The 13,806-nt window shown below is 65.9% G+C and carries 17 protein-coding genes and 3 tRNA genes; 12 read left to right on the forward strand and 8 right to left on the reverse strand.

From position 1 onward, the window contains the following. Window positions 1–26: 26 nt before the first annotated feature. Together C6A87_RS05120 and C6A87_RS05125 are read right to left on the reverse strand one after the other, a co-directional pair. Window positions 27–728 (reverse strand): crotonase/enoyl-CoA hydratase family protein, encoded by a 702-nt coding sequence (locus tag C6A87_RS05120; protein WP_311116277.1) that lies wholly within the window; start codon window positions 726–728, stop codon window positions 27–29. 312 nt (window positions 729–1,040) lie between these two features. Then, on the reverse strand, window positions 1,041–1,766 hold the full coding sequence (locus C6A87_RS05125) for an MBL fold metallo-hydrolase (protein ID WP_311116278.1): 726 nt from the start codon (window positions 1,764–1,766) through the stop codon (window positions 1,041–1,043). A gap of 144 nt (window positions 1,767–1,910) precedes the next feature. Between C6A87_RS05125 and C6A87_RS05130 the strand changes: the two genes are divergently transcribed. The 11 genes from C6A87_RS05130 to rplA all read left to right on the forward strand — a co-directional run bounded on the left by C6A87_RS05130 (window position 1,911) and on the right by rplA (window position 6,691). After that, a tRNA-Thr gene (locus C6A87_RS05130) sits at window positions 1,911–1,983 on the forward strand. 50 nt (window positions 1,984–2,033) lie between these two features. After that, window positions 2,034–2,107, forward strand: a tRNA-Met gene (locus C6A87_RS05135). A gap of 39 nt (window positions 2,108–2,146) precedes the next feature. Beyond that, window positions 2,147–2,314, forward strand: a complete 168-nt coding sequence (gene rpmG / locus C6A87_RS05140; RefSeq protein WP_003929651.1) for a 50S ribosomal protein L33 — start codon at window positions 2,147–2,149, stop codon at window positions 2,312–2,314. A gap of 64 nt (window positions 2,315–2,378) precedes the next feature. After that, a complete protein-coding gene (hadA, locus tag C6A87_RS05145; RefSeq protein ID WP_311116279.1) occupies window positions 2,379–2,858 on the forward strand; it encodes a (3R)-hydroxyacyl-ACP dehydratase subunit HadA in 480 nt (159 codons plus the stop codon). After that, the gene (hadB, locus tag C6A87_RS05150) at window positions 2,845–3,273 is read left to right on the forward strand and encodes a (3R)-hydroxyacyl-ACP dehydratase subunit HadB (RefSeq protein WP_311116280.1); all 429 of its coding nucleotides are present in this window, start codon (window positions 2,845–2,847) and stop codon (window positions 3,271–3,273) included. The genes hadA and hadB overlap by 14 nt, the downstream gene beginning before the upstream one ends. An 11-nt stretch (window positions 3,274–3,284) precedes the next feature. Continuing rightward, window positions 3,285–3,809, forward strand: a complete 525-nt coding sequence (gene hadC / locus C6A87_RS05155; RefSeq protein ID WP_003929648.1) for a (3R)-hydroxyacyl-ACP dehydratase subunit HadC — start codon at window positions 3,285–3,287, stop codon at window positions 3,807–3,809. Window positions 3,810–3,934: 125 nt separating this feature from the next. Next, a tRNA-Trp gene (locus C6A87_RS05160) sits at window positions 3,935–4,007 on the forward strand. A 103-nt stretch (window positions 4,008–4,110) separates the two neighbouring features. Continuing rightward, window positions 4,111–4,575: a preprotein translocase subunit SecE gene (gene secE / locus C6A87_RS05165; RefSeq protein ID WP_311116281.1), complete on the forward strand. Its 465-nt coding sequence runs from the start codon at window positions 4,111–4,113 to the stop codon at window positions 4,573–4,575. 60 nt (window positions 4,576–4,635) lie between these two features. Continuing rightward, window positions 4,636–5,448 carry a transcription termination/antitermination protein NusG gene (gene nusG, locus C6A87_RS05170; protein ID WP_311116282.1) on the forward strand — a complete coding sequence of 271 codons (813 nt, stop codon included), beginning with the start codon at window positions 4,636–4,638 and terminating at the stop codon, window positions 5,446–5,448. Between the two features lie 42 nt (window positions 5,449–5,490). Beyond that, window positions 5,491–5,919: a 50S ribosomal protein L11 gene (gene rplK, locus C6A87_RS05175; RefSeq protein WP_003929645.1), complete on the forward strand. Its 429-nt coding sequence runs from the start codon at window positions 5,491–5,493 to the stop codon at window positions 5,917–5,919. A 64-nt stretch (window positions 5,920–5,983) separates the two neighbouring features. Beyond that, the gene (gene rplA / locus C6A87_RS05180; RefSeq protein ID WP_311116283.1) at window positions 5,984–6,691 is read left to right on the forward strand and encodes a 50S ribosomal protein L1; all 708 of its coding nucleotides are present in this window, start codon (window positions 5,984–5,986) and stop codon (window positions 6,689–6,691) included. A gap of 409 nt (window positions 6,692–7,100) precedes the next feature. Here rplA and C6A87_RS05185 read toward each other — a convergent pair whose 3' ends face one another. Then, window positions 7,101–7,397, reverse strand: coding sequence for a hypothetical protein (locus C6A87_RS05185; RefSeq protein WP_311116284.1), 297 nt, complete (start codon window positions 7,395–7,397; stop codon window positions 7,101–7,103). 118 nt (window positions 7,398–7,515) lie between these two features. Between C6A87_RS05185 and C6A87_RS05190 the strand changes: the two genes are divergently transcribed. Further along, on the forward strand, window positions 7,516–9,033 hold the full coding sequence (locus C6A87_RS05190; protein WP_311116285.1) for a PE-PPE domain-containing protein: 1,518 nt from the start codon (window positions 7,516–7,518) through the stop codon (window positions 9,031–9,033). Between the two features lie 68 nt (window positions 9,034–9,101). On the opposite strand, the gene C6A87_RS05195 is transcribed toward C6A87_RS05190, so the two are convergent. From C6A87_RS05195 to C6A87_RS05215, 5 genes are all read right to left on the reverse strand, one after another. Beyond that, the gene (locus C6A87_RS05195; RefSeq protein WP_311116286.1) at window positions 9,102–9,995 is read right to left on the reverse strand and encodes a cyclopropane mycolic acid synthase family methyltransferase; all 894 of its coding nucleotides are present in this window, start codon (window positions 9,993–9,995) and stop codon (window positions 9,102–9,104) included. Between the two features lie 142 nt (window positions 9,996–10,137). Continuing rightward, the gene (locus tag C6A87_RS05200) at window positions 10,138–11,007 is read right to left on the reverse strand and encodes a cyclopropane mycolic acid synthase family methyltransferase (RefSeq protein ID WP_311116287.1); all 870 of its coding nucleotides are present in this window, start codon (window positions 11,005–11,007) and stop codon (window positions 10,138–10,140) included. A gap of 107 nt (window positions 11,008–11,114) precedes the next feature. Continuing rightward, window positions 11,115–12,017, reverse strand: coding sequence for an alpha/beta fold hydrolase (locus tag C6A87_RS05205; RefSeq protein WP_311116288.1), 903 nt, complete (start codon window positions 12,015–12,017; stop codon window positions 11,115–11,117). Continuing rightward, entirely contained in the window at window positions 12,018–13,373 is a 1,356-nt protein-coding gene (locus tag C6A87_RS05210; protein WP_311116289.1) for an AarF/ABC1/UbiB kinase family protein, read from the reverse strand. 71 nt (window positions 13,374–13,444) lie between these two features. Continuing rightward, the gene (locus tag C6A87_RS05215; protein WP_311116290.1) at window positions 13,445–13,759 is read right to left on the reverse strand and encodes a hypothetical protein; all 315 of its coding nucleotides are present in this window, start codon (window positions 13,757–13,759) and stop codon (window positions 13,445–13,447) included. Window positions 13,760–13,806 lie beyond the last annotated feature (47 nt).

Genomic DNA, 13,806 nt, shown 5'->3' on the forward strand with positions numbered 1-13,806 from the left:
GGAAACGCGGTACCGGCCCCGCCGGACTACCCGAGGGCGAATTCCGTTGCCAGGCCGTCGATCCCGGCCTGGATGGCGTCGAGCGCGGTCTGGCGGGCCTTGAGCTTGGTGGCCAGGTGTGCGCCGGTGTGCAGCGTGGCGGCCGCCTCCACGGCGACCTGGCGGGCGCGGGGGAGAACCTGGTCGGCCTCGACGATCTCGTCGAGCCAGCCCGTCGCGACCGCCTCGTCGCCGGCGAACGTCGCCGCCAGCGCGGCACCGCGCTGGAACGCCGCCGGGGTCAACCGCATGCGCATGATCTCCAGCGCCGAGATCGGGATGGTCATCCCGATCGCGACCTCGATGGCCTGGCAGCGTGACTTCGGCTGGCCGACACGGTGATCGGCCGACAGCAGCAGGAACGAACCCATCGCGATCGCGGGGCCGGTGGCGGCGATGATCACCGGCACCGGGAAGGTGAGGGTGCGCAGCGACAGTTCGAAACCGCCGGACAGCATGCCCAGCGCCGCGGCGGCGTCGCCGGACTGGAAGACCGACAGGTCGAAGCCTCCGCTGAACACCCGCGAATTCCCGGCCAGCACCACGGCCTTGGCCTGGTCGGCCTCGGCCCGGTCGAACGCCTCGTTGATCGCGGCCTGCATCGCGGGCCCGAGCACGTTCACCTTGCCGTCGTCGAGGGTGATGGTGGCGACGGAATCGGCGAGCTCGTAGGACACGGTGCTGGTCATGGTGTCGAACCTAACAGCGGCGCAGCCGGCACTACCTAGCCGGGATCGCGTGCCGCGGCGCCGAAAAGAGGTAGTCGGCTACGCATGCCCGGGCATCGGCGCGTTCGTAACGTGCAATGCAGGCGCGGTGCACGAGGGGGGCACCGCGCCCCGACCTTCAGGGGGAGCCATGCGTGCGAAGCGGCAACGACCGGCCGAACAGTTGGAGTCCGAGCGGTGTGCGCGGCGGCGGCGGGCACGCCCGTCCGGCGGTGTCCCGAAGCTGGGGCTGTGGGAGTGCGGGATCGGCTCGATCTTCAGGTAGGCGAGCGCTCAGCCGCCCATCAGCACGCGCCACTGATCGAGATCGCTCGCCCGGTACACGTAGTTGGTGTCACGCACCTCCGACAGCGACGCGCTCGGCTCGGCCGAGTACCAGTGCCCCGGGAACACGGTGGGGTCACCGGACAGCCGCGCCAGCGCCTGGAGGCTGCGGAACATGTCGTCGACGTTGCCGCCGGGGAAGTCGGTGCGGCCGCAGCCCTCCAGGAACAGCGTGTCTCCGGCGACCAGGCGCCCGTCCACCAGGAAGCACTGGCTGCCCGGGGTGTGCCCCGGCGTGTGCAGCAGCTCGATCTCGATGTCGCCGACGGCGACCTTGTCGCCGTGCTGATGCGTGGTCAGCTCGCTGCCGGCGATGCCGGTGATCCGCGACACCCAGTCGGCCTCGTGGGCGTTGACGTGCACGGGCACGCTGACCCGCTCCAGCAACTCGGCCAGGCCCTTGAGCTCGAACCCCATCATCGAGCCCCCGACGTGATCGGGGTGGTGGTGGGTGACCAGGACACCGGACAGCCGCATGCCGTCGGCCTCCAGCGCGTCCACCAGATCCTGCGCGGCGTAGGCGGGGTCGACGACCACGGTGTCTCCGGTCTCCCGGTCGCCGATCAGGTACGCGAAGTTGCGCATCTGCTGGGCGATCATGTCGCCGGCCGCGTAGTCGCGGCCCGAGAGCAGTTGGCGGAAGTAGAGACGGTCGTTTTCGTCGGCGGCGGCCATGCGTTTCAGCGTAGGCACCGGGGGCCCCCGAAACCGCGCGCAGGGTCTTTTTGCCGGTCCAGCGCCTGCAATGACCAGCGGTTTGGCGTGGCTATCGCCGAGAATGTACCCTCTTTAAGGCTCGTCGCAGTTCGGCGAGCGCAGGCCCCCTTAGCTCAGTCGGTAGAGCGTTTCCATGGTAAGGAAAAGGTCAACGGTTCGATTCCGTTAGGGGGCTCGGTGGTGAAGGGCGGAGCGACCGTGTGCGCCCAGCCTGGATCCGTCCGGGGCGGTGTAGCTCAGCTGGTTAGAGCGCACGACTCATAATCGTGAGGTCGGGGGATCGAGCCCCCCCACCGCTACACAAGACGAGTACGAACGTTTAACGAAGGACGACAGACGTGGCCTCCAGTACTGACGTACGGCCCAAGATCACCTTGGCCTGCGAGGTGTGCAAGCACCGCAACTACATCACGAAGAAGAACCGCCGCAACGATCCCGATCGGTTGGAGATCAAGAAGTTCTGCCCGAACTGCGGCAAGCATCAGGCCCACAAAGAGTCGCGCTAGGCGCCCCGACGGGCCCGGCGTCGATTCACGGTCGGTGAGGGTCGACTAGGTAGGTTCATCACTCGTGTCTTTCTTGGACGGATACGTCGGGACGCATTTCCGCTTTCCCGACCACTACGTCGTGGGACGCGAGAAGATCCGCGAGTACGCGACCGCGGTCAAGAACGACGACCCCGCTTTCTTCGACGAGAAAGCCGCGGCCGAGCTCGGCCATGACGCGCTGCTGGCTCCGCTGACCTTCATCTCGGTGTTCGGATACCAGGCCCAGTCGGCGATGTTCGCCGCGGCCGGTATCGGCATCAGCGACGCACAGATCGTCCAGGTCGACCAGGCGATCAAGTTCGTTCGACCCATCCACGCCGGCGACGAGCTCTTCTGCGACGTGTGGATCGAGTCGGTGCGCAAGGCCCACGGCACCGACATCATCGTCACCAAGAATGTCGTCAGCAACCGCAACGGCGACGTCGTGCAGGAGTCCTACACCACCTTGGCGGGGCGTAGCGAAGAAGACGGAGAGAGTGGCTTTACAGATGGCACTTCGTGAGTTCAGTTCGGTAAGCGTCGGCGATCAACTGCCCGAGAGGGTCATCCCGCTCACCCGGGCCGACCTGGTCAACTACGCGGGCGTGTCCGGTGACCTGAACCCGATCCACTGGGACGACGAGATCGCCAAGCAGGTGGGCCTGGACACCGCGATCGCCCACGGCATGCTCACGATGGGCCTCGGCGGCGGTTACGTGACCTCCTGGGTGGGCGATCCCGCCGCGGTCACCGAGTACAACGTGCGCTTCACCGCCGTGGTGCCGGTCCCCAACGACGGCAAGGGCGCCGAGATCGTGTTCAACGGCCGGGTGAAATCGGTCGATCCGGAAACGAAAGCGGTGACCATCGCGCTCACCGCAACCGCGGGTGGGAAGAAGATCTTCGGCCGCGCCGTCGCGGTCGCGAAGCTGGCGTAGGTAGGTATTCGATGGCACTCAAGACGGACATCCGAGGGATGGTCTGGGAATACCCAGACACCTTCGTCGTCGGCCGCGAACAGATCCGCCAGTATGCGAAGGCCGTCAAGGCCCAGGACCCGGCGACCCACGATGAAGCCGCCGCCGCCGAGCTCGGCCACGGTGAACTGGTGGCGCCGCCGACCTTCATGGCGATCTTCGCGGTGATGATTCAGAACCACTTCTTCCAGCACGTCGACATCGGCCTGGAAACCCTGCAGATCGTGCAGGTGGATCAGAAATTCCTGTTCCACCGCCCCATCACGGCAGGCGACGAGCTGACCGGAACCATGCACATCCTGACAGTGGACGAACGCTTCGGCGCCGACATCGTGACCACCCGCAACGTGCTGGCCGACCCCTCGGGTGCCGTGGTGATGGAGTCCTACACCACGCTGATGGGCCACGAGGGCGACAATTCGATCTCGGCCGGCTGGGATCCGGAGTCCGGTCAGGTCGTGCGCAAGCCGGTAACACACGAGGTGGACGAGGATTAGTAACTGTGGACCCCGGCGCGCTACACTCGGGCTTCGGGGTTTTCCCAGTTAAGCGCGCTGTCCGTCGGCTCAGATCGACCGAACGGGGAGCGCGCGAATTGTGTGGGCCCGGTAGGGACCCGTGAAGGGGCGTAGCTCAACTGGCAGAGCAGCGGTCTCCAAAACCGCAGGTTGCAGGTTCAAGTCCTGTCGCCCCTGCTCAACTGAATACTCGACAAGTGTGGACCACTCGCCGGATTTGCATACTGGAGAGTGAGCCACACAGAAGACGATCAGACGACGATCAGATGGGATACATGCGGTGAGCGACGAGCGCGACGGCGTCAGCTCCGCTGACACCGACAGCGGCGCACAGACCGACGACGGTGACACGCGCGGTCAGACCGCGGTCGTCACCCGCCCGCTGCGTCCCACGGGTAAACGGACGCGACGCGCCGCGGAGGACTCGGGCAAGACCTCCGACAAGGATGAGGACAAGGTGCCCGACACCGACGCGTCCGGTTCCAACGACGACGACGGCAAGGGACCCAAGGCCAAGAAGAAGACGGCCAGGCAGCCCAAGGACGGCCCGTCCCGCAATCCGATCGCGTTCGTCATCAACTACCTGAAGGAAGTTGTCGGCGAGCTGCGGAAGGTCATCTGGCCGAACCGCAAGCAGATGGTCACCTACACGACGGTCGTGCTGATTTTCCTCGTGTTCATGGTGGCGCTGATCGGCGGCGTTGATCTGGGCCTGACCAAGCTTGTGACCTGGGTCTTCGGTTGACGTAGCCCGATTGACCGGGCACGACGCCGCTACGGACGAACATTGAGAGAGGACTGACACGTGACTAGCTTCGACGGGGAAACGCCTTCGGGCGACACCGTCGACACCATCGACGTCGACGAGACCAACGCCGAGGTTCGCGCTGGTGCCGACGCCGAGGCCGTGGGCAGCGACGAGGACGCCGCGCCCGCCGCTGAAGGTGCCGATGACGATGTCGCCGAGGCGGCCCCGGAAGAACCCGAGGACGAGGATCCGGCGGTCGCGCTCAAGAAGGAGCTGCGGCTCCAGCCGGGCGAGTGGTACGTGATCCATTCGTACGCAGGTTACGAGAACAAGGTGAAGGCCAACCTCGAGACCCGCGTGCAGAACCTCGACGTCGGCGACTACATCTTCCAGGTCGAGGTGCCGACCGAAGAGGTCACCGAGATCAAGAACGGCCAGCGTAAGCAGGTGAACCGCAAGGTGCTGCCCGGGTACATCCTGGTCCGCATGGAGCTCAACGACGAGTCGTGGGGCGCGGTCCGCAACACTCCCGGCGTCACCGGCTTCGTCGGGGCGACCTCGCGTCCCTCGCCGCTGTCGCTCGACGACGTGGTGAAGTTCCTGCTGCCGCCGGCCGCAGCCAAGAAGCCCGGCAAGGCGAGCGCCGCAGCCTCCACTTCGGCTGCCGAGAGCGGCGGTATCGAGCGTCCGGTCATCGAGGTGGACTTCGAGGTCGGCGAGTCGGTCACCGTCATGGACGGTCCGTTCGCCACGCTGCCCGCGTCGATCAGCGAGGTCAACGCCGAGCAGCAGAAGCTCAAGGTGCTGGTGTCGATCTTCGGACGTGAGACACCGGTCGAACTGACCTTCAACCAGGTCGCCAAGATTTAACGCGGGCCGCAAGCCCACCAGGAAAAGAAGGAAAGCACAGCCATGCCCCCGAAGAAGAAGGTCGCCGGGCTGATCAAGCTGCAGATCCAGGCCGGGCAGGCCAACCCCGCCCCTCCGGTCGGACCCGCGCTCGGCCAGCACGGCGTCAACATCATGGAGTTCTGCAAGGCGTACAACGCCGCGACCGAGTCGCAGCGCGGGAACGTCATCCCCGTGGAGATCACCGTCTACGAGGACCGCAGCTTCACGTTCGCGCTGAAGACCCCGCCCGCCGCCAAGCTGCTGCTCAAGGCCGCCGGTGTGCCCAAGGGTTCGGGCGAGCCGCACAAGACCAAGGTCGCCAAGGTGACCTGGGATCAGGTGCGCGAGATCGCCGAGACCAAGAAGGAAGACCTGAACGCCAACGACATCGATCAGGCCGCCAAGATCATCGCCGGCACCGCCCGGTCGATGGGGATCACGGTCGAATAAGACCGCATCCCGTGGAAGGGCTGGCATCGGCCCGCACCACAACCTCTGAACCAGGGAGATAGCAATGAGCAAGAACAGCAAGGCATACAAGGAAGCCGCCGAGAAGGTGGACCGCACCCGGCTCTACTCGCCGCTCGAGGCCGCGAAGCTGGCCAAGGAGACGTCGTCGAAGAAGCAGGACGCCACCGTCGAGGTCGCGATCCGGCTGGGCGTGGACCCCCGCAAGGCCGACCAGATGGTCCGCGGCACCGTGAACCTGCCGCACGGCACCGGTAAGACCGCTCGCGTGGCGGTGTTCGCCGTTGGCGACAAGGCCGAGCAGGCGCAGGCCGCAGGCGCCGACATCGTCGGCAGCGACGACCTGATCGAGCAGATCCAGGGCGGCATGCTGGACTTCGACGCCGCGATCGCGACGCCGGACCAGATGGCCAAGGTCGGGCGTATCGCCCGCATCCTCGGCCCCCGTGGTCTGATGCCCAACCCGAAGACGGGCACCGTGACCCCGGACGTGGCCAAGGCCGTCGCCGACATCAAGGGCGGCAAGATCAACTTCCGCGTCGACAAGCAGGCCAACCTGCACTTCGTGATCGGCAAGGCGTCCTTCGACGAGAACAAGCTCGCCGAGAACTACGGCGCCGCGCTCGACGAGGTGCTGCGCGCCAAGCCGTCCTCGTCGAAGGGCCGTTACCTGAAGAAGGTCGTCGTCTCCACCACCACGGGCCCGGGCATCCCGGTGGACCCGTCGGTGACCCGTAATTTCACGGAGGAGTAGGCGGAGCCGGATCCGACCATCGGGCCGGAGGAGTAGGCGGAGCCGGATCCGACCAGCTTGAACAACGAGAAACCCCGCACCGTGAGGTGCGGGGTTTTCTCGTGGGGCGGAGTTTCGGAGGGTGCTCCTCAGTCGCCGGCTTCGGGCCCGCCCGAGCGCCGCCCCCCACGAACGGAAACTCGGGCTGACGGCCACAGGTCGTCGGCATCCCCCCAGACCACCGACCGCGTCACGGCGACCGAAGAGCACCCTCCCCAGCAACATATCATCGACGGCGTAGATTTGCGCAGCGACCATGCGGAATCGGAAAATAGCCAGTAAACGCAACGATTTCAGCTGATTTCGCAAGACGGATAGTTGTGCCGGCTTGATCGGCGTCTCTGAGGCAAAGAGTTGGCGCTCGGTGCCGTTATGCCACGCCGCTGACGATGCGGGCGACGACGCGCGGTGACAGCCGCTGATGCGGGATACCGGCGCGAGCGCACGCCGCGTCGACGGCGCCGGGGGAGTCGGCATCGAACACCCCGTAGAGGACCTCGTCGGTGGGCACCGAGAGTGTCACCACCAGTCGGACGTGGCTGCCCTCGCCGGAGACCGCTGCCGTGGCGGCGTCGAGACGGGACACGATGTCGTCGACCGTGGTCTCCGCCAGGTCGGGCAGGTACCACTCCGCGAGGAAATTCGTCGCATTGCGCGTGTCGCCCATGTCCTGACGGTAGCCATCGTGGCGGCCGGACGAATCGGGTGTTTCCCTATGCTTGAACCCCGTCGCCGGGTTCCCGGATCGGCTCCGATGCTACGGGCTGGTATGTGATCGTTGTCACATGCACTCACGGTTCCGGGCGCCGATGCTCGCCGTCCTCGTGTTCGCCACCACGGTGATCCTGGCTGTCGCCACGGCATTGGGGGCGGCACTGGCCTACGGCGCGACCGCGCTGATCGTCCCGGGCACCGGAACGTCCGACTCCGACGCGATCGCGGGCTACCGGGAGAATGCCTGGAGCAGGTTCATCAGCCCCGAATGCGTGGGCGACTGCGCTGATCCGGCGCTGATCGGCATCCCCTATCCCGCATCGTTCTGGCCGTTCTCCTTCCTGCCGAGGTGGTGCGTGCCCGGACGCTGCGAGAAGTGGGACGTGTCCGTCGACGAGGGCATCGAGAACCTGGTGGCCGCGCTGGATCCGTTCCTGGATCCGGCGTCGCAGGAGGACGTGTTCATCTTCGGGTACTCGCAGGGCGGAGCGGTGGTCGCCACCGTGCTCGCCGACCTCGGCGAGCGCGGACTGTCCGATGCCGTGAAGAACCGGCTGAAGGTGGTGACGATCGGCAACATCGAGAATCCCGACGGCGGCCTGTGGCAGCGCCTGGCCTGGTTGCGCTACCTGCTCGGCGAGCCCGTCCCGATCCTGGATGTGTCCTTCGAGCCGGCCATGCCGATCGACACCGGAATCGGTTCCACCACAATCGGTTTCGAGTACGACCCGGTGGTCTACGCCCCTCTCTACTGGGGCAACCCGTTCGCGATCGCCAACTTGCTCGCCGCGTTCGACACGGTGCACGGGTACTACCTGGCGCCCAACGAGGAGGATCCGGGCCTCCCGATGCCGTACGGCTACACCGACGAGACCTTGGCGCCGCAGCTCAACTGCGATCTCAATCCCGGCAATTGCCGCACCGACAGCTACGGCAACACCTACATCATGATCCCGGCGACGAGCCTGCCGCTGACCAATGTCGTGCGCAACTTGGCGGATTCGTTGGGAGTCGGTTGGCTGGCGAAGCCGTTCATCGACCTGACCGAGCCGGTGTTGCGCGAGCTGGTGGACCTCGGATTCGACTGGAGCGGCAATCCGGGGGTGTCCCGCGGATTGAGCATCCTCCCGTTCAATCTGTTCCAGAACTGGTTCCAGGTCGGCATCGACCTCGCCAAGGCGGCCGTCGAGGGCATCGAGGCATTCATTGCGAACTTCGTTCCGCCGAGGGCGCCGGAAGCCCCAGAGGGGTCGACAGTACCGACGGAACGGTCAGCGCAGAACCGGCTGACGTCCACCGAGCTCGCGGACGAGACGGCGACGGAGGCCGAGACCGAGACCGAGACCGAGACCGTCACCGAGCCCGAGACCGTCACCGACGAGACCACGGTCGAGGACGAGACAGTAGAAGACGAGACCGTGACCGACGAGACCACGACCGACGAGACGGCGACCGACGAGACCGATACGGTCACCGGGGACGACACCGTCACCGACGAGGACGCCGAGGAGACGGACCCCGACGCCGAGAGCACGGACAGCATCGAGAGCACCGAGAGCACTGCCGGCGAGACACCAGCTGCGGCCTAGTGCCGATATGAGGAATCCCCCGCATTCAGGCGTGCGGGGGATTCTTCGTTCACAGCGGGTTGGTCCGGCTAGGCGGCCGACGGCTTCAGGTAGGTCACCAGGCTCACGTCGATCGTCTCGTCGATGAAGTAGTACTGGCAGCCCCGCAGATAACGCATGTACCGCTCGTAGTTCTCCTCGTCGGTCGCAGCGATTGCCGCGTCCTTGTTGGCCTCCAAGCGGTCGGCCCAGATCCCGAGGGTCTTGATGTAGTGGTTGCGCAGCGACATCGTCTCCGGCACCTGGAACCCGGCCTTCTGACCGTGCTCGACCATCATCTGCGTCGTCGGGATACGCCCACCGGGGAAGATCTCGGTGATCATGAACTTGATGAAGCGGGCCAGCTCGAACGTCAGTTTCTTGCCGCGTTGCGCCAGGTCATAGGGGTGATAGCCGACGCTGCTCTGGATCGTCATCCGGCCGTCCTCGGGCAGGATGTCGAAGCAGGTCTTGAAGAAGTCGTCGTAACGCTCGAAGCCGAAGTGCTCGAACGCCTCGATCGACACGATGCGGTCGACGGGGGCGTGGAACTGCTCCCACCCCTCCAGTCGGACGTCGAAGGTGCGCTCGGTGTCGATCCTGCTCAGGAGCTGGTCGCAGTAGGTCTTCTGGTTCTTCGACAGTGTCAGGCCGATGACGTTGACGTCGTACTTCTCCATCGCGCGCTGCAGCGTCAGGCCCCATCCGCAGCCGACCTCGAGCAGGGTCATCCCGGGCTTGAGGTCGAGCTTGTCGAGATGCTGGTCGACGTTGGCGACCTGCGCCTCCGATAGCGTCGCGGCGGGCCCGGTGAAGTACGCACAGCTGTACTTACGGGTCGGATCCTGGAACACGCCGAAAAAGTCGTCCGACAAATCGTAGTGAGCCTGGATGTCCTCGAAATGAGGAGTCAGATCCTTCGTGCTGGTGGACTGGTCAGACATGTTTCCCCTGCTTCACGCTTCCGGCGAATGAACTGTGGAAGACGGTACCGAAGACGCGGCTCGTCCCTTCTGCAAACACGCGTCCTGAAGGCATCAGACTAGCCTCGGACGGCTTCGACGGGCCAACCCGTCGGCTGAGTTGCTATTTCGCGAGGGTGAACTGGTTGACGTCGATGTAGCCGACCCGGAAGCCCTTCGCGCAGCCCGTGAGATAGCGCATGTAGCGGTCGTAGACTTCCTCGGACTGCACGGCGATCGCCTCATCCCGGCGCGACTCCAGGGCCTCGGCCCAACAGTCCAGCGTGCGGGCGTAATGGGGTTGCAGTGACTGCCTGCGGGTCAGCGTGAATCCCGCCCGGCCGGCGTGTTCCTCGACCTTCTCGATCGACGGCAACCGCCCGCCCGGGAAGATCTCGGTCAGGATGAACTTCACGAACCTCGCCACCTCGAACGTCAGCGGCATCCCGCGCTCGGCCATCTGCGGCATCGTCAACGCGGTGATGGTGTGCAGCAGCATCACGCCGTCGTCGGGCAGAGCGCGGCCGGCCATCGCGAAGAAGTCGTCATAGCGGTCGAAGCCGAAGTGCTCGAACGCGCCGATGGACACGATGCGGTCGACGGGTTCGTCGAACTGCTCCCAGCCGGTCAGCAGCACCCGCTTCTGCCTCTTGTCGTCGGATTCCTCGAAGAGCCGTTCGACGTGGGCTTTCTGGTTCGCGCTGAGCGTCAGACCGACGACGTCGACGTCGTACTTCTCCACGGCGCGCATCATCACCGAGCCCCAGCCGCAGCCGATGTCGAGCAGCGTCATCCCGGGTTGCAGATCCAGCTTCCCCAGAGCCAGGTCGACCTTCGCCAGCTGCGCCTCCTCCAGCGTCATGTCTTCGCGCTCGAAGTATGCGCAGCTGTAGGTCTGGGACGGATCCAGGAACAGCTGGAAGAACTCGTCTGAAAGGTCGTAATGCGCCTGCACGTCGTCGAAGTGCGGCGTCAGATTTCGTTTTGCGGCCACGTTGGACCTTCCTGCGGACACAGCCCGAAGAGGATCTCCTGTAACGGCGATCATGCCCCCATCGCGGATGTTACGCGCAGATCGCTAACTGTGTATTGACTGAAAAGTCAAGCAGCCTCGCCGAAGGTGGTTTTCAGCTCGCCGACGATGTCGTCCCACAGCGGTTCGGGGAGTTCATGGCCCATGCCGTCGAACAGCACCAGGCGGGCATTCGGGATCGCCTGCGCGATGGCGCGGCCGCCGGACGGTCGCATCAACTTGTCGGCCTTGCCGTGGATCACGACGGTCGGCGCGGTGATCTGCCGGTCGTAGTGCCGCAGGCTCCCGCTGCCCAGGATTGCGGCGAAGTGCCGGGCCACCCCGGCCGGGTAGTAGCTGCGGTCGTACCCCTCGATCGCGTCGGCGCGCAGCCGTTCGCCGTCGACGGGGTATCCCGGGCTGCCGATGATCCGCGCCACCCGGACCGCGTTCTCGATCACCGCGTCGCGGTCGGATCCCTTGGGGCGCTGCAGAATTGCGGCCAGCTGACGCGGTCCCGGCGGCGGCAGTGCGGCCTGGTTGTTGCTGGAGAAGATCACGCCGAGCGACTTGGTTCGGGCGCGGTGGCGGGCAGCGAAGATCTGGGCGATCATCCCGCCCATCGAGCCGCCGACCACATGGGCGCTGTCGATGGCCAGGTGGTCGAGCAGCGCGGCCGCGTCGTCGGCCATGTCCTCCAGCGTGTACGCGGCCGGGCTGCGCAGCCCGACCAGCGACCGCGCCATTCGCGGGACCAGCGGGGCGCCGGCGTGGTGGTGGGGCAGCTTGCTGGACAACCCGACGTCGCGGTTGTCGAACCGGATCACCCGCAGGCCCTGGTCGACGAGCTTTTCGCAGAACCCGGTGCGCCACAAGATCAACTGCGCGCCCAGGCCCATGATCAGCAACACGGCCGGATCGTTGCGGTCCCCCAGGTCCTCGTAATGGATGTCCAGATCGCCGGACTTCGCGGTCCCGGTACGGATGTCCATCTAGGCGTCGAGGTCGTCGGAGTGCTCACGCGACACCTCGACCATGAAGTTCGCGAAGTACCCGGTCAACGACGGGTCGCTCATCATCTGCCAGTTCGGCGCGAGCAGCTTCATATAGCGCTCCACGTAGAGGAACTGCTTACCGATGAGCACCAGCTCGCGGGGCAACTTGACGTCGTAGGCGTCCGCCAGCGTCGAGAGCTGCTTGCCGATCTCGGCATAACTGAGATCGCCCAGCGACTTCAGCGTCAGCGGGGTAGCGAACTTCTCCAGATCCTGGGCCGCCTGCGCTTCGGGCTTGACCGTGCCGACGGCGCCCATCAGCACGACGATCTTGCCGGCCGCCGCGTGGTCCTTCTTGACCAGCAGGGCGTACACCAGCTCGCGCAGCAGCCATCGGGTGCGCGGATCGATGCGGCCCATGATGCCGAAGTCGAAGAACACGATCTTGCCGTCGTCGTCGACGTACAGATTGCCTGCGTGCAGGTCGCCGTGGAACAGGCCGTGCCGCAGGCCGCCCTCGAACAAGCTGAACAGCAGCGCCTTGACCAACTCGGTGCCGTCGAAGCCCTTCTTGCGGATCGCGGCGACGTCGTCGATACGCACGCCGGTCACCCGCTCCATTGTCAGCACCCGTTCGCTGGTCAGGTCCCAGTAGACCTGCGGTACCCGGATGTTGCGGCCCAGTGGTGACGCGTGCATGTGGGCGACCCACGCGTCCATCGACTGCGCCTCCAGCCGGAAATCGAGTTCCTCGGCCAGGTTGTCGGCGAAGTCGGCCACCACGTCCTGCGCGGAGAGCCGCTGCCCGAGCTTGGCGAACTCGACCACCCGGGCGCCGCGCTTGAGGATCTGCAGGTCGGCGGCCACCCGGCGGCGGATACCGGGGCGCTGGATCTTGACCACGACCTCCTCGCCGGTGTGCAGCGTGGCGTAGTGCACCTGCGCGATCGAGGCCGACGCAAACGGCCGCTCGTCGAACGACTTGAACAGGTTCTGCGGCTCGTCGCCGAGTTCCTCGCGCAACAACTGGTGCACGGCCTCGTTGTCGGCGGGCGGCACCCGGTCCAGCAGGCTGCGGAACTCACGGCTCAGCGGTTCGCCGAACGCGCCCGGGCTGGAGGCGATGATCTGGCCGAACTTGACGTAGGTGGGTCCGAGGTCGGCGAACGCCTGCGGGACCTCTTTGACGATCTTCTGCTGAAGGGAGCCGCGTCTGGTCAGTTTGGACAGGACACGTGCGCCGGTGCGGGTGATCTGCCAACCGGTCGCTCCGATGCGGGCCGCTTCGGCCGGAAGCGATATCCGGTCCAGCCTGGCGACCTCGCGGTGAGATGGTTTCCGCGGTGCAGTCATCTCTGCAGTGTCTCAAAAGCCACGGTCGCGTGAAAAAGCTGTGAACGGGCTCACAGTCACGATGCCCCGGCTCAGGCGGTGCACATTCCCGGCGGGGCGACCGCGACGGCGGCCGAGGTCTGCGGGGTGAGCTTGGCGCCCGGTGACGGTTTCTGTCCGCACACCTCCCAGGTCGCCGGGTTCATCGGGGTGTGTGCGGTCGTGTTGATGATCCTGGTGCCGAGCTCACGTCCGGTCATCCCGGCGAACGTGTCCTTGGCGCTCTGCAGCGTCATGCCGTCGAACGACGGCATCTCCATGAGCTCGGGCTGGGCCGCCGCGGTGGCGGTACCGAAGGTCGCGGCCAGCGTGGCCGCGGCGAAACCCGCGGCGAGGAACTTTCTCATCGATCTCCCCCTCAGAGAATGGCGTCTCAACGCGTTCGCCCCCCGGC

The sequence above is a fragment of the Mycobacterium sp. ITM-2016-00317 genome, from assembly GCF_002968295.1.
Lineage (GTDB): Bacteria > Actinomycetota > Actinomycetes > Mycobacteriales > Mycobacteriaceae > Mycobacterium.

Excerpts from the sequence above, each read along its gene's own strand:
- C6A87_RS05205 (WP_311116288.1), bottom strand. The coding sequence starts at position 12,017 with ATGGACATCCGTACCGGGACCGCGAAGTCCGGCGATCTGGACATCCAT.
- C6A87_RS05125 (WP_311116278.1), bottom strand. The coding sequence starts at position 1,766 with ATGGCCGCCGCCGACGAAAACGACCGTCTCTACTTCCGCCAACTGCTC.
- hadB (WP_311116280.1), top strand. The coding sequence starts at position 2,845 with ATGGCACTTCGTGAGTTCAGTTCGGTAAGCGTCGGCGATCAACTGCCC.
- C6A87_RS05120 (WP_311116277.1), bottom strand. The coding sequence starts at position 728 with ATGACCAGCACCGTGTCCTACGAGCTCGCCGATTCCGTCGCCACCATC.
- C6A87_RS05210 (WP_311116289.1), bottom strand. The coding sequence starts at position 13,373 with ATGACTGCACCGCGGAAACCATCTCACCGCGAGGTCGCCAGGCTGGAC.
- hadC (WP_003929648.1), top strand. The coding sequence starts at position 3,285 with ATGGCACTCAAGACGGACATCCGAGGGATGGTCTGGGAATACCCAGAC.
- rplA (WP_311116283.1), top strand. The coding sequence starts at position 5,984 with ATGAGCAAGAACAGCAAGGCATACAAGGAAGCCGCCGAGAAGGTGGAC.
- C6A87_RS05185 (WP_311116284.1), bottom strand. The coding sequence starts at position 7,397 with ATGGGCGACACGCGCAATGCGACGAATTTCCTCGCGGAGTGGTACCTG.
- C6A87_RS05215 (WP_311116290.1), bottom strand. The coding sequence starts at position 13,759 with ATGAGAAAGTTCCTCGCCGCGGGTTTCGCCGCGGCCACGCTGGCCGCG.
- C6A87_RS05195 (WP_311116286.1), bottom strand. The coding sequence starts at position 9,995 with ATGTCTGACCAGTCCACCAGCACGAAGGATCTGACTCCTCATTTCGAG.
- rplK (WP_003929645.1), top strand. The coding sequence starts at position 5,491 with ATGCCCCCGAAGAAGAAGGTCGCCGGGCTGATCAAGCTGCAGATCCAG.
- C6A87_RS05190 (WP_311116285.1), top strand. The coding sequence starts at position 7,516 with ATGCACTCACGGTTCCGGGCGCCGATGCTCGCCGTCCTCGTGTTCGCC.